The sequence below is a fragment of the Paraphotobacterium marinum genome, assembly GCF_002216855.1.
GTDB classification, from domain to species: domain Bacteria; phylum Pseudomonadota; class Gammaproteobacteria; order Enterobacterales; family Vibrionaceae; genus Paraphotobacterium; species Paraphotobacterium marinum.
In genome coordinates this window covers 17453-43184 of the sequence record NZ_CP022356.1, presented here as the reverse complement: position 1 = coordinate 43184, position 25732 = coordinate 17453, and the positions used below count along the sequence as shown (strand labels likewise).

The 25732-nt window shown below is 40.6% G+C and carries 4 protein-coding genes; all 4 read right to left on the bottom strand.

The features are described from left to right. Positions 1 to 32: 32 nt before the first annotated feature. Positions 33 to 533, bottom strand: coding sequence for a helix-turn-helix domain-containing protein (locus CF386_RS07400; protein WP_089073794.1), 501 nt, complete (start codon positions 531 to 533; stop codon positions 33 to 35). A gap of 83 nt (positions 534 to 616) precedes the next feature. Further along, positions 617 to 1468 carry a DHH family phosphoesterase gene (locus CF386_RS07395; RefSeq protein ID WP_089073793.1) on the bottom strand — a complete coding sequence of 284 codons (852 nt, stop codon included), beginning with the start codon at positions 1466 to 1468 and terminating at the stop codon, positions 617 to 619. A 293-nt stretch (positions 1469 to 1761) separates the two neighbouring features. Beyond that, entirely contained in the window at positions 1762 to 12921 is an 11160-nt protein-coding gene (locus CF386_RS07390; RefSeq protein WP_089073792.1) for a DUF1554 domain-containing protein, read from the bottom strand. A 177-nt stretch (positions 12922 to 13098) separates the two neighbouring features. Further along, complete coding sequence (locus CF386_RS12815; RefSeq protein ID WP_089073791.1) at positions 13099 to 25569, bottom strand: thrombospondin type 3 repeat-containing protein; 12471 nt, start codon at positions 25567 to 25569, stop codon at positions 13099 to 13101. Between the last annotated feature and the right edge of the window lie 163 nt (positions 25570 to 25732).

Here is a 25732-nt window from a genome sequence, read left to right as displayed (position 1 = left end):
TTTATTTATGTGATTAAAATATAAAAATGACTTTACAATGCTTTTAGGTCTTCTAAACTAAAAAATGCAGAAGGAAGTTCAGATTTTTTTGTAATAAATTCTCCCTTATATTTTGTCCCCTTTCCGCCTAATTTCCTGGCAATTTTCCCTGCATCAAAATTGTTGTTTTCAGAATAAATAAAATTCATTCTGTCATCTTTTCGATCATAATATAATATTGCAAAAGGATTTTGTTCTGCTAATAATTTAGCAAGTTCATCAAAGTTTGGACGAACGTTTACATAAGGTATATTTTGGTTAAATAATTGAATAAAAGAAATGTCTTCTTTTAATATTTTTTTTGAAATTGAATTTTTGAAATCTGACGCTTTTAAATCTATTTGATTCAAAGCATTCGAAATTCTTAAATACGAGGAAGGTGATATATTTGAACCATTTTCTAAACGTCGAATCGTTCTTACGCTGACCCCAGAGTGATCTGCTAAATCTACTTGAGACCAACCTAATTTTTTTCTAATAGTTAAAGTATTCATAGTGTTGAAAATATTACATATCTCTTTTGAATACTAATATAACTATTCTAAAAATTTATAACCAGGACTTTTGTCCACTTAAATTAAATATATTGATTTAAATCAATCTGGGGTTTTTCAATCGAAAATCCCGCAGCATTTCTATGACCTCCGCCACCAAACTTAGATGCAATCATGGACACATCTACACCCTTTTCTCCTTGAGATCTCAAAGAATATATTCTTTTATCTTTAGTTTCAAAATACATAACTGCAAAAGGATATTCTTGGCATAATGCATTTCCAATCTCACTAATCAGTTGAGTTGTATTAATGATTGGGACTTGATAGCCATCTAACGTAATGATTTCTAATTCAGATTTCGTTATTCGTTCAATTTTTTGATTTTCATATTCAACAATTGCGCGTCCTTTTTCAATCAATTGATTTAAGTTTTGATCATTTAAATAATAGTTCCATGCATCAAAATCCATTGGGATCAAACGTAACCCTGATGACAATTCTTTACTATCTACTAACTTCCAATTCCATAAATCTCTATCTTCAATATATAGAAGTAGTTGTGGGATATTTTTATTTGGAAACAGAGTTTTCCAAGTCAAGACAGCGCCTGAATGCTCCATGTCAAAAAGGCAATAATCCAAATTTTCCAAATCTTTTTGTGCTGAAATATGATGATCAATAACTATTAAGCTATTTGCTTTCTCTTTTAATTTTTCAAGTACTGGTCGCTTGTAAGAAAAATCAACAATAATAACATTTTTACCATCAACATCCGGAGGTGTATCGCCATGATTTGCAGCAATATACTCACAATTAAAATGATTTAATTCACAATACTTTTGGACTGCTAAAGCTGAGCCAAAACCATCGGGACAGTTCTTATGGTAGATACATATGCCATTATCTAGATTGATATTTGAAAAGAGATCCATAACTTATATTTTGATTAATGAAGTGTAGCTCTAATAATATAATTAAAACGAAAATAATCAATCAATAATTATAAAATTATTTTTTGTGTTTAAGTTGTTTTGATTGTTTCTTTTTGCTGGGAAAAATTGTCTTAACAAAATAGATAACACCAACAATACAAGCAACAACAAAGATAGCCGAAAAAGTGGTCATTTGTAAAACCTAATCAATTGTTTAAATTAAAAGATAACATATATAAGTGAGTAATAAATAAAGTTTGACTATTCATTGTCTCTTTTGTGATAAACATAACTTAATTATATTCATTAGCATTTGAAATTCCATTTCCATTACTATCTTCCTCACCATCACTAACTAAATTACCATCAGAATCAGATTCAAATGGATTTAAATTTAATTGAATTTCCAGTTCATCGCTCAATCCATCACCATCATTATCATCATCATATTTAGCAATAATGCCATCACCATCATAGTCCAAAGATAAGTCATAAAATTTTTGAATCACATAATCATAATATGCACCATTTTTTCCAGGTACTACTGATTTATCTGTTAAGATTGACACGTATATTGCACCATTTATAGGATTTACAGCAATGCCTTTAGCTGTATCAAAACCGTTACCACCATTTTGATAAAGTGATAATAAACTTCCTTCATAATCAAGCATACCTAGAAAATAATCTGTTTTATTTCCACCTCCTCCAAACGAGTTGTTGGGTAAACTACCATAAGTAGACCCTGAAAAATAAATACGAACATCAGTTTCATCTGTAATATGTGAAAGATTCAATTCTAAATCTGTCAAAAACTCCTGCTTTCCATTTGTCGATGTAATATCTGTAGTCCACTGATGTGTACAATTCGCATCATATTTACTAACAAACACATCTTGGCTATTGCTATTGGCATTTGTATATAAATCACCACCAACATAAATATTGCCCAAACCATCACCTTTAATAGTTCTTAGACTATCTGCATATGCATTTGAATTATTAATTCTAGTTACACAAACTGGATTATTTACATCGAAACCTTCACCTTCATTTTGCAATTCAAACTTAGCAATATATGAATCCTTTTCGCCAATATTGGTGAAACCTAATATATTTCCATAACTTGAAATAGTGACATATATAAATTCACTACCGTTTACGTTTTCGTAATAAATATCATTAACAGAGTCATATTCATTATTTGAGGAAGCAAATGAATAGGTGTTCAATTCTATTCCTGTTGCATTATAAATGATGATAATTCCATCATCTTCATTAGCACCAGCAGCATAAACAATCCCATTATTATTTGTAGCAACCTCAGTCAAACTTTTATCTGACCAGTTAGAGTTAAATGTTCCTGGCTGAACAAGCCAATTTCTACTTAAAGTATCGTCATCACTTTCTCCAATACCTGTTAAATCTGAACCTGAGTTTAATTCATGTTGAGTTAAAAACCCAAAGGTTCCATTTGAGGCTGTTGTATCTATATTGTTACCATAACTACCATGATGACCGTCAGACCGACCAACAGAATAAATTAATAGGTTGCTGAAACTTTCATCTAACGCAATATCGTATCCATAATCTGGTCCATTATCATCTGAATTAGGTTGGTAAACTACCCACTCTGTCAGAAGATTATAAGGGTCAATTTTAGCAATGAAGGCATCTCCACTGTTTGTGTTATTTGAACTAAACTGACCATTTATATTACTGGTTGAATCTGTTGGAATAGTACCAAACGCAAAGCCAGTTCCAAATAATTCATTCGAACTACTAAAAACTAGATCACTGAAGTATTCTGTTTTATTTGCTTCAACTTGCTGAGTGAAGTATGGATTGTTAGCATCAATCAAAGTATATATTTCACCGTCATATACTGCATCACATGAATTATCAGGAGAATATATTTCTGGACAGTTGTCATTTATATCAATGATTCGATCATTATCAGAGTCTGGCTCTGGCGAAGCAACACAAACTATATCTTTCCATGTGTTACAAAATTTTGAATAACTACTGATATTTTCATAGCTTGTTGAACCATTGAATCCTACCTTACCACTGTCAGAACTTAGTGAACTTGTCCAATCAGAACAATTATCAGAGTTTTCAATAATTGACCATGGACTTGATGCACCAAAACCAGACCAATGTTCTCCAGATCCAGAAGGCTTAAGTGTATTTACAAGCTCATTACCGTTATCGAAATCAAAAATACCTTGATTTGTTGTAGTACCGATTTCCGTTCCATCAGGTCGATAATAGGTCTTATTACTCTGTAAAACCCAATCATTATCGGTATCCCTAACATTTTTATCTCCAATAAATGCTTTATAAACGTAATCTTCACTATTTTCATTTGGCATTGAGATTTGGTGTAAGTTACAAATTAAATCAGCACCTGTAACACCACCTAAATTACCACCTTCAATGCTATATGGGTTACCTGCTGCATCATCGTCACAATCTTTTGTATCAATAGCATAAATACAATAATCCTCGGTACAACTATCATCACCTGAATCAATTTTTGTACAATACTGTCTTTGCTCATCATTAGGAGCAAAGTCATCTTCATCTATTACACCATCATTATCGTCATCATTATCTTCATTTGCACATAAACCATCATTATCGTAATCATTTAAGGCATCTAATGGGCAAGTATCTTCAAAATCACACAAAGAATCTGAATCACTATCAGTATGATCTGCGTTTGTAATACAGGGATCTGAGTTATCTCCTATTCCATCATTATCCGTATCTGTGTCCTCAGTTGGATCAAGTGGGAAGGCATCATCATCATCATCGGTTCCATCTCCATCATCATCGGTATCTGCATTATCACCGGTTCCGTCATTATCCGTATCTGTATCTTCTGTTGGATCTAAAGGAAATGCATCATTATCGTCATCTGTGCCATCTCCATCATCATCGGTATCTGCATTATCACCGGTTCCATCACTATCTGTATCTGTATCTTCATCCGGATCTAAAGGAAATGCATCATTACCGTCTTCTGTGCCATCTCCATCATCATCGTTGTCGGCATTATCACCCGTTCCATCATTATCGGTATCTGTATCTTCAGTTGGATCTAAAGGAAATGCATCATCACCATCATCTGTTCCATCTCCGTCATCATCGGTATCAGCATTATCTCCGGTTCCGTCATTATCCGTATCCATATCTTCAGTTGGATCTAAAGGAAATGCATCATCACCATCATCTGTTCCATCCCCATCGTCATCGTTGTCGGCATTATCACCGATTCCGTCGTTATCCGTATCTGTATCTTCTGTTGGATCTAAAGGAAATGCATCATTACCGTCTTCTGTGCCATCTCCATCATCATCGTTGTCGGCATTATCACCCGTTCCATCATTATCGGTATCTGTATCTTCAGTTGGATCTAAAGGAAATGCATCATCACCATCATCTGTTCCATCTCCGTCATCATCGGTATCAGCATTATCTCCGGTTCCATCATTATCCGTATCCGTATCTTCAGTTGGATCTAAAGGAAAGGCATCATCACCATCATCTGTTCCATCCCCATCATCATCGGTATCTGCATTATCACCGATTCCATCATTATCCGTATCTGTATCTTCTGTTGGATCTAAAGGAAATGCATCATTACCGTCATCTGTGCCATCTCCATCGTCATCGGTATCAGCATTATCTCCTGTTCCATCATTATCGGTATCTGTATCTTCTGTTGGATCTAGTGGAAAGGCATCATTACTATCATCAGTTCCATCTCCATCATCATCGGTATCTGCATTATCACCGGTTCCGTCATTATCCGTATCTGTATCTTCTGTTGGATCTAAAGGAAATGCATCATTATCGTCATCTGTGCCATCTCCATCATCATCGGTATCTGCATTATCACCGGTTCCATCACTATCTGTATCTGTATCTTCATCCGGATCTAAAGGAAATGCATCATTACCGTCTTCTGTGCCATCTCCATCATCATCGTTGTCGGCATTATCACCCGTTCCATCATTATCGGTATCTGTATCTTCAGTTGGATCTAAAGGAAATGCATCATCACCATCATCTGTTCCATCTCCGTCATCATCGGTATCAGCATTATCTCCGGTTCCGTCATTATCCGTATCCATATCTTCAGTTGGATCTAAAGGAAATGCATCATCACCATCATCTGTTCCATCCCCATCGTCATCGTTGTCGGCATTATCACCGATTCCGTCGTTATCCGTATCTGTATCTTCTGTTGGATCTAAAGGAAATGCATCATTACCGTCATCTGTCCCATCTCCATCGTCATCGTTGTCGGCATTATCACCCGTTCCATCATTATCGGTATCTGTATCTTCAGTTGGATCTAAAGGAAATGCATCATCACCATCATCTGTTCCATCTCCGTCATCATCGGTATCAGCATTATCTCCGGTTCCATCATTATCCGTATCCGTATCTTCAGTTGGATCTAAAGGAAAGGCATCATCACCATCATCTGTTCCATCCCCATCATCATCGGTATCTGCATTATCACCGATTCCATCATTATCCGTATCTGTATCTTCTGTTGGATCTAAAGGAAATGCATCATTACCGTCATCTGTGCCATCTCCATCGTCATCGGTATCAGCATTATCTCCTGTTCCATCATTATCGGTATCTGTATCTTCTGTTGGATCTAGTGGAAAGGCATCATTACTATCATCAGTTCCATCTCCATCATCATCGGTATCTGCATTATCTCCGGTTCCATCATTATCCGTATCTGTATCTTCAGTTGGATCTAAAGGAAAGGCATCATCCGCGTCTGGCGTACCATCCCCATCGTCATCGGTATCAGCATTATCTCCTGTTCCATCACTATCTGTATCTGTATCCTCCGTTGGATCTTGTGGGAAGGCATCATCCGCGTCTGGCGTACCGTCATTATCATCATCGGTGTCCGCATTATCACCGGTTCCATCACTATCTGTATCTGTATCCTCAGTTGGATCTAAAGGAAATGCATCATTATCGTCATCTGTACCATCTCCATCGTCATCGGTATCAGCATTATCTCCTGTTCCATCACTATCTGTATCTGTATCTTCTGTTGGATCTAAAGGAAATGCATCATCACCATCATCAGTACCATCTCCATCATCATCGGTATCAGCATTATCTCCTGTTCCATCACTATCTGTATCTGTATCCTCCGTTGGATCTTGTGGGAAGGCATCATCTGCGTCTGGCGTACCATCTCCATCATCATCGGTATCTGCATTATCACCGATTCCATCATTATCGGTATCTGTATCCTCAGTTGGATCTAAAGGAAAGGCATCATTACCGTCATCTGTCCCATCTCCATCGTCATCGGTATCTGCATTATCTCCTGTTCCATCACTATCTGTATCTGTATCTTCTGTTGGATCTAAAGGAAATGCATCATCACCATCATCTGTTCCATCTCCATCATCATCGGTATCTGCATTATCTCCGGTTCCGTCGTTATCCGTATCTGTATCTTCAGTTGGATCTAAAGGAAATGCATCATCTGCGTCTGGCGTACCATCTCCATCATCATCGGTATCTGCATTATCACCGATTCCATCATTATCCGTATCTGTGTCCTCAGTTGGATCAAGTGGGAAGGCGTCATCACCATCATCTGTTCCATCCCCATCATCATCGGTGTCGGCATTATCACCGATTCCATCATTATCTGTATCTGTGTCCTCAGTTGGATCTAAAGGAAATGCATCATTATCGTCATCTGTACCATCTCCATCATCATCGGTATCTGCATTATCACCGATTCCATCATTATCCGTATCTGTGTCCTCAGTTGGATCAAGTGGGAAGGCGTCATCACCATCATCTGTTCCATCTCCATCATCATCGGTGTCGGCATTATCACCGGTTCCGTCGTTATCCGTATCTGTGTCCTCCGTTGGATCTAAAGGAAATGCATCATTATCGTCATCTGTTCCATCATTATCATCATCGGTATCTGCATTATCGCCCGTTCCATCATTATCTGTATCCGTGTCTTCAGTTGGATCTAGTGGGAAGGCGTCATCACCATCATCTGTCCCATCTCCATCATCATCGGTGTCAGCATTATCTCCTGTTCCATCACTATCTGTATCTGTATCCTCCGTTGGATCTTGTGGGAAGGCATCATCTGCGTCTGGCGTACCATCTCCATCATCATCGGTATCTGCATTATCACCGATTCCATCATTATCGGTATCTGTATCCTCCGTTGGATCTTGTGGGAAGGCATCATCCGCGTCTGGCGTACCATCCCCATCATCATCGGTATCTGCATTATCACCGATTCCATCATTATCGGTATCTGTATCTTCATTTGGATTTAAAGGAAATGCATCATCACCATCATCTGTTCCATCCCCATCATCATCGGTATCAGCATTATCTCCTGTTCCATCACTATCTGTATCTGTATCTTCAGTTGGATCTAGTGGAAAGGCATCATCTGCGTCTGGCGTACCATCTCCATCATCATCGGTATCTGCATTATCTCCTGTTCCATCACTATCTGTATCTATATCTTCAGTTGGATCTAAAGGAAATGCATCATCTGCGTCTGGCGTACCATCTCCATCATCATCGGTATCTGCATTATCACCGATTCCATCATTATCGGTATCTGTATCTTCATTTGGATCTAAAGGAAATGCATCATCACCGTCATCTGTCCCATCTCCATCATCATCGGTATCTGCATTATCTCCTGTTCCATCACTATCTGTATCTGTATCTTCTGTTGGATCTAAAGGAAAGGCATCATCACCATCATCTGTTCCATCCCCATCATCATCGGTATCTGCATTATCTCCGATTCCGTCATTATCCGTATCTGTATCTTCATCCGGATCTAAAGGAAAGGCATCATCACCATCATCTGTTCCATCCCCATCATCATCGGTATCTGCATTATCTCCGATTCCATCATTATCCGTATCTGTGTCCTCAGTTGGATCAAGTGGGAAGGCGTCATCACCATCATCTGTTCCATCCCCATCATCATCGGTGTCGGCATTATCACCGATTCCATCATTATCTGTATCTGTGTCCTCAGTTGGATCTAAAGGAAAGGCATCATCACCATCATCTGTTCCATCCCCATCATCATCGGTATCTGCATTATCACCGATTCCATCATTATCGGTATCTGTATCTTCAGTTGGATCTAAAGGAAATGCATCATTACCGTCATCTGTGCCATCTCCATCATCATCGGCGTCGGCATTATCACCGGTTCCGTCGTTATCCGTATCTGTGTCCTCCGTTGGATCTAAAGGAAATGCATCATTATCGTCATCTGTTCCATCATTATCATCATCGGTATCTGCATTATCGCCCGTTCCATCATTATCTGTATCCGTGTCCTCCGTTGGATCTAAAGGAAATGCATCATCCGCGTCTGGCGTACCATCCCCATCGTCATCGGTATCAGCATTATCTCCTGTTCCATCAATATCCGTATCTGTATCTTCATTTGGATCTAAAGGAAATGCATCATTACCGTCTTCTGTGCCATCTCCATCATCATCGGTGTCGGCATTATCACCGGTTCCGTCGTTATCCGTATCTGTGTCCTCCGTTGGATCTAAAGGAAATGCATCATTATCGTCATCTGTTCCATCCCCATCATCATCGGTATCTGCATTATCACCGGTTCCGTCGTTATCCGTATCTGTGTCCTCCGTTGGATCTAAAGGAAATGCATCATTACCGTCATCTGTGCCATCTCCATCATCATCGGTGTCGGCATTATCACCGGTTCCGTCGTTATCCGTATCTGTGTCATCCGTTGGATCTAAAGGAAATGCATCATCCGCGTCTGGCGTACCATCCCCATCATCATCGGTATCAGCATTATCTCCTGTACCATCACTATCTGTATCTGTATCCTCCGTTGGATCTTGTGGGAAGGCATCATCACCGTCATCGGTACCATCTCCATCATCATCGGTATCTGCATTATCACCGATTCCATCATTATCCGTATCTGTATCTTCTGTTGGATCTAAAGGAAATGCATCATCTGCGTCTGGCGTACCATCTCCATCATCATCGGTATCTGCATTATCACCGGTTCCGTCGTTATCCGTATCTGTATCCTCAGTTGGATCAAGTGGGAAGGCGTCATCACCATCATCTGTTCCATCATTATCATCATCGGTATCTGCATTATCGCCCGTTCCATCATTATCTGTATCCGTGTCTTCAGTTGGATCTAGTGGGAAGGCGTCATCACCATCATCTGTTCCATCCCCATCATCATCGGTATCAGCATTATCACCGGTTCCATCACTATCTGTATCTGTATCTTCATTTGGATCTAAAGGAAAGGCATCATCATCATCATCTGTTCCATCATTATCATCATCGGTATCAGCATTATCACCCGTGCCATCATTATCTGTATCTGTGTCCTCAGTTGGATCAAGTGGGAAGGCGTCATCACCATCATCTGTTCCATCATTATCATCATCGGTATCTGCATTATCGCCCGTTCCATCATTATCTGTATCCGTGTCTTCAGTTGGATCTAGTGGGAAGGCATCATCATCATCATCGGTACCATCTCCATCATCATCGGTATCAGCATTATCACCGGTTCCATCACTATCTGTATCTGTATCCTCAGTTGGATCTAAAGGAAAGGCATCATTATCGTCATCTGTACCATCTCCATCGTCATCGGTATCAGCATTATCACCGGTTCCATCACTATCTGTATCTGTATCTTCATTTGGATCTAAAGGAAATGCATCATTACCGTCTTCTGTACCATCTCCATCGTCATCGGTATCAGCATTATCTCCTGTTCCATCACTATCTGTATCTGTATCTTCAGTTGGATCTAGTGGAAAGGCATCATCACCATCATCAGTACCATCTCCATCATCATCGGTATCTGCATTATCTCCGGTTCCATCATTATCCGTATCTGTATCTTCAGTTGGATCTAAAGGAAATGCATCATCCGCGTCTGGCGTACCATCCCCATCGTCATCGGTATCAGCATTATCTCCTGTTCCATCACTATCCGTGTCGGTGTCTTCATTTGGATCTAAAGGAAATGCATCATTATCGTCATCTGTACCATCTCCATCGTCATCGGTATCAGCATTATCTCCTGTTCCATCACTATCTGTATCTGTATCTTCTGTTGGATCTAGTGGAAAGGCATCATCACCATCATCAGTACCATCTCCATCATCATCGGTATCTGCATTATCTCCGGTTCCATCATTATCCGTATCTGTATCTTCAGTTGGATCTAAAGGAAATGCATCATCCGCGTCTGGCGTACCATCCCCATCGTCATCGGTATCAGCATTATCTCCTGTTCCATCACTATCTGTATCTGTATCCTCCGTTGGATCTTGTGGGAAGGCATCATCCGCGTCTGGCGTACCGTCATTATCATCATCGGTGTCCGCATTATCGCCTGTTCCATCATTATCCGTGTCGGTGTCTTCATTTGGATCTAAAGGAAATGCATCATCCGCGTCTGGCGTACCATCCCCATCGTCATCGGTATCAGCATTATCTCCTGTTCCATCACTATCTGTATCTGTATCTTCATTTGGATCTAAAGGAAATGCATCATCTATATCATCAGTACCATCATTATCATCATCTTTGTCGGCATTATCTCCTGTTCCATCATTATCGGTATCTGTATCCTCCGTTGGATCAAGTGGGAAGGCATCATTACTGTCATCGGTACCGTCACCATCATCATCGGTATCAGCATTATCACCCGTTCCATCACTATCTGTATCTGTATCTTCATTTGGATCTAAAGGAAATGCATCATCACCATCATCTGTGCCATCTCCATCATCATCGTTGTCGGCATTATCCCCTGTTCCGTCATTATCCGTATCTGTATCCTCAGTTGGATCTAAAGGAAATTCATCTTCAGTATCATCTGTTCCATCTCCATCATCATCGGTGTCAGCATTATCACCGGTTCCATCACTATCTGTATCTGTATCTTCATCCGGATTTAAAGGAAAGGCATCATTACCGTCTTCTGTGCCATCTCCATCATCATCGTTATCGGCATTATCACCCGTTCCATCACTATCTGTATCTGTATCTTCAGTTGGATCTAAAGGAAATACATCATTACTGTCATCAGTACCGTCACCATCATCATCGGTGTCCGCATTATCGCCTGTTCCATCATTATCCGTGTCGGTGTCTTCATTTGGATCTAAAGGAAATGCATCATCCGCGTCTGGCGTACCGTCATTATCATCATCGGTATCAGCATTATCACCGGTTCCGTCATTATCGGTATCTGTATCTTCATCCGGATCTAAAGGAAATGCATCATCACCATCACCTGTTCCATCATTATCATCATCGTTGTCGGCATTATCACCCGTTCCATCATTATCCGTATCTGTATCTTCTGTTGGATCTAAAGGAAAGGCATCTTCAGTATCATCTGTTCCATCATTATCATCATCGTTGTCGGCATTATCACCCGTTCCATCACTATCTGTATCTGTATCTTCTGTTGGATCTAAAGGAAAGGCGTCATCACCATCATCTGTGCCATCCCCATCATCATCAGTATCAGCATTATCACCGGTTCCGTCATTATCGGTATCTGTATCCTCCGTTGGATCAAGTGGGAAGGCATCATTACTGTCATCGGTACCGTCCCCATCGTCATCGGTGTCGGCATTATCACCGGTTCCATCATTATCCGTATCTGTATCTTCATTTGGATCAAGTGGGAAGTCGTCATCACCATCATCTGTTCCATCATTATCATCATCTTTGTCGGCATTATCTCCTGTTCCATCATTATCGGTATCTGTATCCTCCGTTGGATCAAGTGGGAAGGCATCATTACTGTCATCGGTACCGTCACCATCATCATCGTTGTCGGCATTATCTCCTATTCCATCATTATCCGTATCGGTATCTTCTGTTGGATCTAAAGGAAAGGCATCATTAGTATCATCTGTTCCATCCCCATCATCATCGGTATCTGCATTATCGCCAGTTCCATCTTTATCTGTATCTGTGTCTTCAGTTGGGTCTGAAGGAAATGCATCATCCGAGTCTGACGTACCATCATTATCAGTATCCGTATCTTCTATTGGAACTAAAAGGAAGGTATTATCTGTATTATCGTTACCATCATTATCATCATCGTTGTCTGAATTGTCGCCATTACCGTTCGCTGTTTCCAAAAAGCTTCCTGAGCCGCTGTCATCTCCAAAACTAGAGTTTTCACTATTTGCATAATTGTCATCTTGATCATCAGTTTCAGAGTTGGAAGTTAGTACCGTATTTGAGCTTTGTTCGCTTTCTTTAAAAGTATTATTATGATCAGAGTCCCCACAGGAAATGAGTAATAATGATAATAAAAGAGTTACAGAAAGTTTGATAATTTGGCTCAACATGTTAAATCCTTTCAAGTCAGTCTTAGTGAGACTAATACTGATTAAGAAGCATTAAACATGCCAAAAATAAGACATTGATTTACAATAACAATGCTTTAAATATTTAGCATATTGCAAATATTTTTTAAATATTGACGGAGCCATACAATAGGTATGGCTCTTAAATTAGATACTACATTAATAATTTTCGAATAATGATGCATCAACATCATTAAAAATCAAATAAGCATCTCCTATTCCTGTTGTTGGAGAGTCTACTTCACTCGATAAGTAATCATAGTTACCATTGGTCTCTATATTATTCTCATCAAAGATCCATACTTGAGTTGATTTCCAAGAATTATCACTCGCATCACTTGATGTGAAGTTTGAAGTGATATTAGTTGACCCCGACACTCTATAGTTAGTGTCTTCTTTATAATCTGCTAACCATGTAGTCGGATCAAAAGCCATTGCTTGGATTTCTTCATCCGTAATATTGTCTGCTTTCAATGGCGTCAAAGTTGTCATAATGGTATAGGCTATCGAACCACTTAAATAATTATATGATTGGACCGTATCTCCACTTGAGGCTGGTTTATACCAATTATTTATACCATTATATTGGCCTGTTGCTGCTATACGGAACTTACCACTTTGCATTTGATTACTATAGCCATAGTTTCGATGTGCACCATTCATAGGAATTTCTTGAACAGTTCCATCCAATGCAACCAAATAAAATTCAAACTCATTATAAAATTGATTTAATTGATTACTGCCCCCACCTGTTTTACCACCTTTGTAAATCGTTACTACACTACTCCAGCTTGACAAATCAATCGTATCTACCGAGGTAAACCTTAAATGATTATAGTGGGTACCATAAGCAAATTTTAACTTTTGATTCTGGATATACAAAGTTGCATGCGCTTTATTTCTATCAATAGTGCTTGAAGCATAAGACCATACTATAGTTGGCACTGAAGTTGTTACAATATCTGTTTTTAGCGTAATCGAAACCGCCCAAGGCATCTCTTGGTTATCAGCTGAACGATAAAGTGGGTTATAATTCAAGTTATCAGTATTATAAACCAAGTGGCTTTCAGCACTACTACCATAATTATTATCTAAATTGACACCTGACGTAATATCAGCGCCATCATCAGCCACTGTTGGATCGGTTCCATTTTGTAACTCTTCTCGATCATTAACACCATCCCCATCTGTATCAGGATTATTTGGATCTGTTCCTAATGTCGCCTCCAATTCATCGCTTAAAGTATCGTCATCTGAATCATGTCCACAAGATATCATTAAACATAAATCGCGATAAGGCACTCGTCCTAAGTCATAATTATCAGTAATAAAATACTCTAAAGTATCTCCGCTAACAATACTGATTGTTTTAGCAAATACATTATGCTTCTTCGTTTCATTTAAACTAGTTCCTATATTACAAATGAAGCCAGACTCACCTGTTGTTAGATTATTAACATTGTAGCATTGGTAACTGTTCAACCTTTCACCATTAGATAACTCTGTTCGATAATCTTGTGAAAAAGTCATAAAGTAATCGATTTGGTTCCAAGTCAAGTTCATGTTTAAGGTTTGCTCAGAAGTATCTTCTGTATCACCTGAATCTACATCATTTAAAAACTGATCATCATCTTGAACTGTTAATATTTCATAATAATCATCACCTGGAACTTGATATGTGATGGGATTATTTAACCCTCCAGTTGGTAAGCCAAAGAAATCAATGCCACTTTCAGGTAGGAATTTTACCCCAAAGACTGAAAACTCATGCTCTCTAGACTCGTACACTAGTGGATCGGTTCCATTATTATCTTCATCTTCATCTGATGTTCCATCATTATCATCATCGGTATCTTCATTGTCACCGGTTCCATCACCATCTGTATCTGTATCTTCATCTGGATCATTTGGAAAATCATCTTCATCATCTGCGGTACCATCTCCATCGGTGTCGATACAACCACTGTCATTTACAGGTGAGCCAATAGGTGTGTTCGGACAATCATCATCATCATCACCAACACCATCCCCGTCATCATCTTCAAAAGTTGCTGTAACAGGACAATCATTTTTAAATGGGTTGGTTACATCACCTGTGAGCTCTAGTGTATCAGGACAAGTATCTTCAACTCCATCTTTATCGATATCATCCTGTGCTATGATGCCATCACCATCATAATCATAAGATAAATCATAAAACTCTTGAATCACTGAGCTACCAGTTTGATTAGAGGTAGAGTTCTGACCTGAAATAGAAGCATTGCCATCGCTTCTGGTTACAACATAAATAACATTATTATCTGTAACCGCTAAGTCATAAGCAATATTATTGCTAGATGAGCCAAACTGTTGTACATCAATAATCCCACCATTAATGGTGTTCATCGCCCCAACAAAATAGTCATAACCACCTTGTCCAGGAAATGTCTGATTCTCCATTTGTCCGCCTAATGTAGCACCCACAAAGTAAATCCTATTTTCATTCACTGATAGTTCAATATCATTTATTATATCTTGATTTCCATTGCCACTTGCTCGAACAATAGAGTAATCTGACCAAACAGGTTGACAGTCACTGTCATATTTCATCACAAAACCATCTCGAGAATTATTATTAGAGGTCGTTTTAACTCGACCTGAAATATAAATGTTATTTTCACTATCCACTTCAATATTACGCGCTTCATCTGTAAAAGTTGTTCTATTATCTTGATAAGCACATATTTCTGTTAACGTTTCAGTACTGGTATCAAAACGATATTTCGCAATAAATGGATCATAGTTAGTATTCCCACCATTATTCGTATTATTGACAGTAGTGAATTCATCGATATCTCCTTGTGTTGATCCCACAAGATTAATAATCAAGTCTTGTCCTTCTTGTTTCACTTTAAGATCATAGATTGATTCATACCCATCTGTTCCTAATCTAATTGCTGCTACAGGTGTTTGAGTGTAAATACTATTGTTATCTACATTTGCATATATTTCCAAATACCCATCATATCCTCCTTCGTTATTTCCTTGTCCCAATATCGTATCTGATTCAGTGTTACCTCCGACAAATATATAATCACTTGTTACATCAATGGCTTCTGCAGATGCTGCATCACTATTGTTACCGCTATGACCGGGTTGTATTAACCATACTAAATTTCCATTTTCGTCGTATTTACTCAGCGCACCAATACCATGCGTACCACTTAACATTCCTGTATCTAAAGATGGATGGATTGTGGTATGATCACCCTGTACTCTTGCAACTACATAAATATTGCCATTGTCATCAAGAGTTATCTCATTAGCATAATCCCAACCATAAAAATCATTATACTGGAAAGAGGTCCATATATACTCGTGAGTTAAAGGATCAATTTTCGATATTTGTATATCGAGATCTCCCCCTTGATAGGGTTCAACAATCGTGCCTGAAACAGGGCTGTTTAAGTTTTCACCAACAGCATATAAAAATTCACCGTTTAATCCATTATGGGAATCAATAGCATAAAAATGTGTGCCATTATCACCTTGTTGTGTCAAGAAGCTTGAGTTTGAAGGCACAGTCAGCAAACCAATTCCATTTTCTTCATCGTCTACATCTGGAACACCGTCTCCATCGGTATCGGTACAACCATTTGAGTTAACTGGGTTACCAACTGGTGTATTTGGACAATCATCATCGTCGTTGCCTACGCCATCCCCATCATCATCAACAAATATACATCCTTCATCATTAACATTAGAATTAAGCGGTGTTTCTGGACAATTATCATTATCATCGTTTACGCCATCACCATCATCATCATCATCCGTACTATCACAAATGCCATCGCCATCGGTATCTAAGTTTGTGGCATCTAATCGACATGGATCTGTGTTATCAGGATCGCCATCATCATCACTATCTGTATCTAAATGATCATCTGTACCATCTCCATCACTATCCACACCCTCACATTCCATTGAACTTACTAAATTAACATAGTCAACTTGCCCTACGAATCTAGGTGGGATCAAATTATCTCCTGCATCAACAGTCACAGAATCACCTTCACTCAATAAAATTGTTGAAGCATATACATGTGATGTATTGTTGTATTGATTTTGATGTTTGATAATATGTATTGATCCCGACTCACCTGTAGTATTGTTTACAACACTTACTCTAAGAGAGGCGTAAACGTTATCGCCAGCTATGATATTATCTACTGAATTTACAGCTATTTGTGTATTACTATCACTGTCAGTTAATTGTAGGTTAGCCGTAGAGGCTACATTGTCATTAAATATTCCATCATCATCAGAAACAATCAAAGTTTCAGGATTGAGTGCTCCTAATATATGGGTGGTATTGTTCGCTAATAAATACACACCTCCACCTACAGAGCTTTGTAGACCTTCCCCATAGACCAATATTGTATACTCACCATTATTATTTTCAGCATAACTTGGTGCAATACATCCTTCATTTTCATCACTAATTCCGTCACCATCATCATCATCATCATTGGCATCATCACAACCATCATTATCCGTATCTAATGCACCTAATACCGTATCATCACAGGCATCTGCGTCATCATCCACACCATCGTTGTCATCATCGTCATCATTGGCATCATCACAACCATCCCCGTCAAAATCCGTTGCACCTAACTCTGTGTTGTCACAATCATCATCACCATCATTAACACCATCGTTGTCATCATCATCATCGTTGGCATCATCACAACCATCATTATCAAAATCAGTTGCACCTAGAACAGTATCATCACAGGCATCTACGTCATCATCCACACCATCGTTGTCATCATCATCATCGTTGGCATCGTCACAACCATCGCCGTCAAAATCAGCTGCGCCTAGAACAGTATCATCACAAGCATCTGCATCATCATCCACACCATCGTTATCGTCATCATCATCGTTCGCATCATCACAACCATCGCCGTCAAAATCAGCTGCGCCTAGAACAGTATCATCACAAGCATCTGCGTTATCATCCACACCATCGTTATCATCATCATCATCGTTGGCATCATCACAACCATCACCGTCAAAATCCGTTGCACCTAGCTCTGTGTTGTCACAGTCATCTGCGTTATCATCCACACCATCGTTATCATCATCATCATCGTTGGCATCATCACAACCATCATTATCAAAGTCAGCTGCGCCTAGAACAGTATCATCACAGGCATCTGCGTCATCATCCACACCATCGTTGTCATCATCATCATCGTTGGCATCGTCACAACCATCACCGTCAAAATCCGTTGCACCTAGCTCTGTGTTGTCACAGTCATCTGCGTTATCATCCACACCATCGTTATCATCATCATCATCGTTGGCATCATCACAACCATCGCCATCAAAGTCAGCTGCGCCTAGAACAGTATCATCACAGGCATCTGCGTCATCATCCACGCCATCGTTGTCATCATCATCATCGTTGGCATCGTCACAACCATCGCCGTCAAAATCAGCTGCGCCCGTCACTGTATCATCACAAGCATCTGCGTCATCATCCACACCATCGTTGTCATCATCGTCATCGTTGGCATCGTCACAACCATCGCCGTCAAAATCAGCTGCGCCCGTCACTGTATCATCACAAGCATCTGCGTCATCATCCACACCATCATTGTCATCATCGTCATCGTTGGCATCATCACAACCATCGCCGTCAAAATCAGCTGCGCCCGTCACTGTATCATCACAAGCATCTGCGTCATCATCCACACCATCATTGTCATCATCGTCATCGTTGGCATCGTCACAACCATCACCGTCAAAATCCGTTGCACCTAGCTCTGTGTTGTCACAGTCATCTGCGTTATCATCCACACCATCGTTATCATCATCATCATCGTTGGCATCGTCACAACCGTCATTATCGAAATCCGTTGCACCTAGAACTGTATCATCACAAGCATCTGCGTCATCATCCACACCATCGTTGTCATCATCATCATCATTCGCATCATCACAACCATCCCCGTCAAAATCCGTTGCACCAAGCTCAGTGTTGTCACAGTCATCGTCATCATCATTGACACCATCGTTGTCATCATCGTCATCGTTGGCATCATCACAACCATCGCCGTCAAAATCAGCTGCGCCTAGAACAGTATCATCACAAGCATCTACATCATCATCCACACCATCGTTATCGTCATCATCATCGTTGGCATCATCACAACCATCCCCGTCAAAATCCGTTGCACCAAGCTCAGTGTTGTCACAGTCATCGTCATCATCATTGACACCATCGTTATCATCATCATCATCGTTGGCATCGTCACAACCATCGCCGTCAAAATCAGCTGCGCCTAGAACAGTATCATCACAAGCATCTGCGTTATCATCCACACCATCGTTATCATCATCATCATCGTTGGCATCATCACAACCATCACCGTCAAAATCAGCTGCGCCTAGAACAGTATCATCACAAGCATCTGCATCATCATCCACACCATCGTTATCGTCATCATCATCGTTGACATCATCACAACCATCGCCGTCAAAATCAGCTGCGCCTAGAACAGTATCATCACAAGCATCTGCATCATCATCCACACCATCGTTATCGTCATCATCATCGTTGGCATCGTCACAACCGTCATTATCGAAATCCGTTGCACCTAGAACTGTATCATCACAGTCGTCATTGTCGTCATTGACACCATCGTTGTCATCATCATCATCATTGGCATCGTCACAACCATCATTATCGAAATCCGTTGCACCTAGAACAGTATCATCACAAGCATCTGCATCATCATCCACACCATCGTTATCGTCATCATCATCATTGGCATCGTCACAACCGTCATTATCGAAATCCGTTGCACCTAGAACTGTATCATCACAGTCATCATCATCGTCATTGACACCATCGTTGTCATCATCATCATCGTTGGCATCGTCACAACCATCACCGTCAAAGTCAGCTGCGCCTGGAACAGTATCATCACAGGCATCTACGTCATCATCCACACCATCGTTGTCATCATCATCATCGTTGGCATCGTCACAACCATCGCCGTCAAAATCAGCTGCGCCTAGAACAGTATCATCACAAGCATCTGCATCATCATCCACACCATCGTTATCGTCATCATCATCGTTCGCATCATCACAACCATCGCCGTCAAAATCAGCTGCGCCTAGAACAGTATCATCACAAGCATCTGCATCATCATCCACACCATCGTTATCATCATCGTCATCGTTAGCATCATCACAACCATCCCCGTCAAAGTCAGCTGCGCCTAGCTCTGTGTTGTCACAATCATCTGCGTCATCATTGACACCATCGTTGTCATCATCATCATCATTGGCATCATCACAACCATCACCGTCAAAATCCGTTGCACCTAGAACTGTATCATCACAATCATCATCATCGTCATTCACGCCATCATTGTCATCATCGTCATCGTTAGCATCATCACAACCATCCCCGTCAAAGTCAGCTGCGCCTAGCTCTGTGTTGTCACAATCATCTGCGTCATCATTGACACCATCGTTGTCATCATCATCATCATTGGCATCATCACAACCATCACCGTCAAAATCCGTTGCGCCTAGAACTGTATCATCACAGGCATCTGCGTCATCATTGACGCCATCATTATCATCATCGTCATCATTGGCATCGTCACAACCGTCATTATCGAAATCCGTTGCACCTAGAACTGTATCATCACAGGCATCTGCGTCATCATTGACACCATCGTTGTCATCATCATCATCATTGGCATCATCACAACCATCATTATCAAAATCCGTTGCGCCTAACTCTGTGTTGTCACAGTCATCATCATCATCATTGACACCATCGTTGTCATCATCGTCATCATTGGCATCGTCACAACCGTCATTATCGAAATCCGTTGCACCTAGAACTGTATCATCACAGGCATCTGCGTCATCATTGACACCATCGTTGTCATCATCATCATCATTGGCATCATCACAACCATCATTATCAAAATCCGTTGCGCCTAACTCTGTGTTGTCACAATCATCATCATCATCATTGACACCATCGTTGTCATCATCGTCATCATTGGCATCGTCACAACCGTCATTATCAAAATCCGTTGCGCCTAGAACCGTATCATCACAGGCATCATCATCATCATTGACACCATCGTTGTCATCATCATCATCGTTGGCATCGTCACAACCATCATTATCAAAGTCCGTTGCACCTAGAACTGTATCATCACAAGAATCTGCGTCATCATCCACACCATCGTTATCATCATCGTCATCATTGGCATCATCACAACCATCATTATCGAAATCAGTCGCACCAGATGGGGTTTCTGGACAAGCATCATTGCTGTCATCAACACCGTCTCCATCTGTGTCATCATCTTGCGTATCATCACCGCATCCATCTTGATCTAAATCAGGCTCATTTTCTGGAGTATTAGGACATTGATCATTTTCATCATTGACACCATCGTTATCATCATCATCATCGTTGGCATCATCACAACCGTCATTATCTGTATCAGTCGCACCCATCACTGTATCATCACAGTCGTCATCGCCGTCATTGACACCATCGTTATCATCATCATCGTCATTGGCATCATCACAACCATCACCGTCAAAGTCAGCTGCGCCTAGAACAGTATCATCACAGGCATCTGCGTCATCATCCACACCATCGTTGTCATCATCGTCATCATTGGCATCGTCACAACCATCATTATCAAAATCCGTTGCGCCTAATACTGTATCATCACAGGCATCTGCATCATCATCCACGCCATCGTTGTCATCATCATCATCGTTGGCATCATCACAACCATCATTATCAAAATCCGTTGCACCTAGCTCTGTGTTGTCACAGTCATCATCGTCGTCATTGACGCCATCGTTATCATCATCGTCATCATTTGCATCATCACAACCATCGCCGTCAAAATCCGTTGCACCTAGCTCTGTGTTGTCACAGTCATCATCGTCGTCATTGACGCCATCGTTATCATCATCGTCGTCATTGGCATCATCACAACCATCGCCGTCAAAATCCGTTGCACCTAGCTCTGTGTTGTCACAGTCATCATCGTCGTCATTGACGCCATCGTTATCATCATCGTCGTCATTGGCATCATCACAACCATCACCGTCAAAGTCAGCTGCGCCTAGAACAGTATCATCACAGGCATCTGCGTCATCATCCACACCATCGTTGTCATCATCGTCATCATTGGCATCGTCACAACCATCATTATCAAAATCCGTTGCACCTAGAACTGTATCATCACAGGAATCTGCATCATCATCCACGCCATCGTTGTCATCATCATCATCGTTTGCATCATCACAACCATCGCCGTCAAAATCCGTTGCACCTAGCTCTGTGTTGTCACAGTCATCATCGTCGTCATTGACGCCATCGTTATCATCATCGTCATCATTGGCATCATCACAACCGTCATTATCGAAATCCGTTGCACCTAGAACTGTATCATCACAGGCATCTGCATCATCATCCACGCCATCGTTGTCATCATCATCATCGTTTGCATCATCACAACCATCGCCGTCAAAATCCGTTGCACCTAGCTCTGTGTTGTCACAGTCATCATCGTCGTCATTGACGCCATCGTTATCATCATCGTCGTCATTGGCATCATCACAACCATCATTATCAAAATCCGTTGCGCCTAGCTCTGTGTTGTCACAATCATCTGCATCATCATTCACGCCATCGTTATCATCATCGTCATCGTTGGCATCGTCACAACCGTCATTATCGAAATCTGTCGCACCTAGAACAGTATCATCACAAGCATCTGCGTCATCATCCACACCATCGTTGTCATCATCGTCATCGTTGGCATCATCACAACCATCATTGTCAAAATCCGTTGCGCCTAGAACCGTATCGTCACAGGAATCTGCGTCATCATCCACACCATCGTTGTCATCATCGTCATCGTTGGCATCATCACAACCATCATTATCAAAATCCGTTGCGCCTAGAACAGTATCATCACAGGCATCTGCGTCATCATCCACACCATCGTTGTCATCATCGTCATCGTTGGCATCATCACAACCATCCCCGTCAAAGTCAGCTGCGCCTAGCTCTGTGTTGTCACAATCATCTGCGTCATCATTGACACCATCGTTATCATCATCGTCATCGTTGGCATCATCACAACCATCATTATCAAAATCCGTTGCACCTAGCTCTGTGTTGTCACAGTCATCATCGTCGTCATTGACGCCATCGTTATCATCATCATCATCGTTGGCATCATCACAACCATCATTGTCAAAATCAGTCGCACCTAGAACGGTATCATCACAGGAATCTGCATCGTCATTCACGCCATCGTTATCATCATCGTCATCATTGGCATCATCACAACCGTCATTGTCAAAATCGGTGGCACCAGAAGGAGTGTCCGGACAATTATCATTACTGTCATCCACACCATCGCCATCAGTGTCATCATCTTGCGTATCATCACCACATCCATCTTGGTCTAAATCAGGCTCATTCTCTGGCGTATTAGGACACTTATCATCGTCGTCATTCACACCATCGTTATCATCATCATCATCGTTGGCATCATCACAACCATCATTGTCTGTATCAGTGGCATCTAATGTCGTGTCATCACAATCATCGTCGTCATCATTGACGCCATCATTGTCATCATCATCATCATTGGCATCGTCACAACCATCGCCGTCAAAGTCAGCTGCGCCCGTCACTGTATCATCACAGGCATCTTCGTCGTCATTGACACCATCATTATCATCATCATCATCGTTGGCATCATCACAACCATCATTATCAAAGTCAGCTGCGCCTGCGACTGTATCATCACAAGCATCCGCATCATCATCTACACCATCATCATCAGTGTCAGTACAACCATTGTCAGCAACATTAGTGTTCAAAGGTGTATCATCACAGGTATCTGCGTCATCATCCACACCATCGTTATCGTCATCATCATCGTTGGCATCATCACAACCGTCATTATCAAAGTCAGTCGCACCAAGCTCTGTGTCGTCACAGGCATCTGCGTCATCATCCACACCATCGTCATCAGTGTCTGTACAACCATTATCAGCAACATTAGTATTTAATGGTGTATCATCACAAGCATCATCATCGTCGTTGACACCATCATTGTCATCATCATCATCATTGGCATCGTCACAACCATCATTATCAAAATCCGTTGCGCCTAGCTCTGTGTTGTCACAATAATCATCATCGTCATTGACACCATCATTATCATCATCGTCATCGTTTGCATCGTCACAACCATCATTATCGAAATCCGTTGCGCCTATCTCTGTGTTGTCACAATCATCATCATCGTCGTTCACACCATCGTTGTCATCATCGTCATCGTTGGCATCATCACAACCGTCATTATCAAAGTCAGTTGCACCAGATGGTGTATTTGGACAATCATCATTACTGTCATCTACACCATCGCCATCGCTGTCATCATCTTGTGTTTCATCACCGCAGCCATCTTGATCTAAATCAGGCTCATTTATGGGTGTATTGGGACACTTGTCATTTTCGTCATTCACACCATCGTTATCATCATCATCGTCGTTGGCATCATCACAACCATCACCATCGGTATCAAGCGCACCCAGTGTAGTATCATCACAAGCATCATTGCCATCATTGACACCATCGTTATCATCATCGTCATCGTTGGCATCATCACAACCGTCATTATCAAAGTCGGTTGCACCTAACTCTGTGTTGTCACAAGCATCATCACCATCATTAACACCATCGTTATCATCATCGTCATCGTTGGCATCATCACAACCATCTTTATCAAAGTCAGCCGCGCCCGTCACTGTGTTGTCACAGTCATCATCGCCGTCATTGACACCGTCGTTATCATCATCATCATCGTTGGCATCATCACAACCATCATTATCGAAATCCGTTGCACCTCTCTCTGTATTGTCACAAGCGTCCTCATCATCATTGACACCGTCGTTATCATCATCATCATCGTTGGCATCATCACAACCATCATTATCAAAATCAGTCGCACCTAATATCGTATTGTCACAAGTGTCATCATCGTCATTCACGCCATCGTTATCATCATCATCATCGTTGGCATCATCACAACCATCACCGTCAAAGTCAGTAGCACCTGCAACCGTATTGTCACAAGCATCTTCATCATCATTAACGCCATCATTATCATCGTCATTATCTTTATTATCTGATGAACCATCTCCATCTGAATCTGCGCATCCATCTGAAGCAACTTCCACTCCATTTAATGTATTAGGACATTCATCGTTATTATTACTAACCCCGTCATTATCATCATCATTATCATTTCCAGAGCCCAAAAAAACACTAGAGTTATCATCACCATTTGAATCGGAATCAGGATCATTATTAGGAGAATCACTATCTGGGGCTGAGTCTGCATCAGGCTCAGGATCATTGGAAACCGGTTGTTCCTGAGCTGCTGATTGACTATCTTGTTCTTTGAATGTGTTACTGTCTCCACAGGCAAAAAGAAGAGTTGAACATAACAAAACTAAAATGACTTTCTTTAATGTGAATAGTAAATGTTGAAGGCACATAATACATCCTTAATACAATGTCAGAAATTTGACTAATAAGGATGATTAAGCATAATCAATGCCAACATTAAAGTGTTGATTTTGTTTTTTATATGTTGCGATAAATTGCATATTGCTAAAATAATTGCGAACAAAAAAAAGCTACACTTATTTGTGTAGCTTT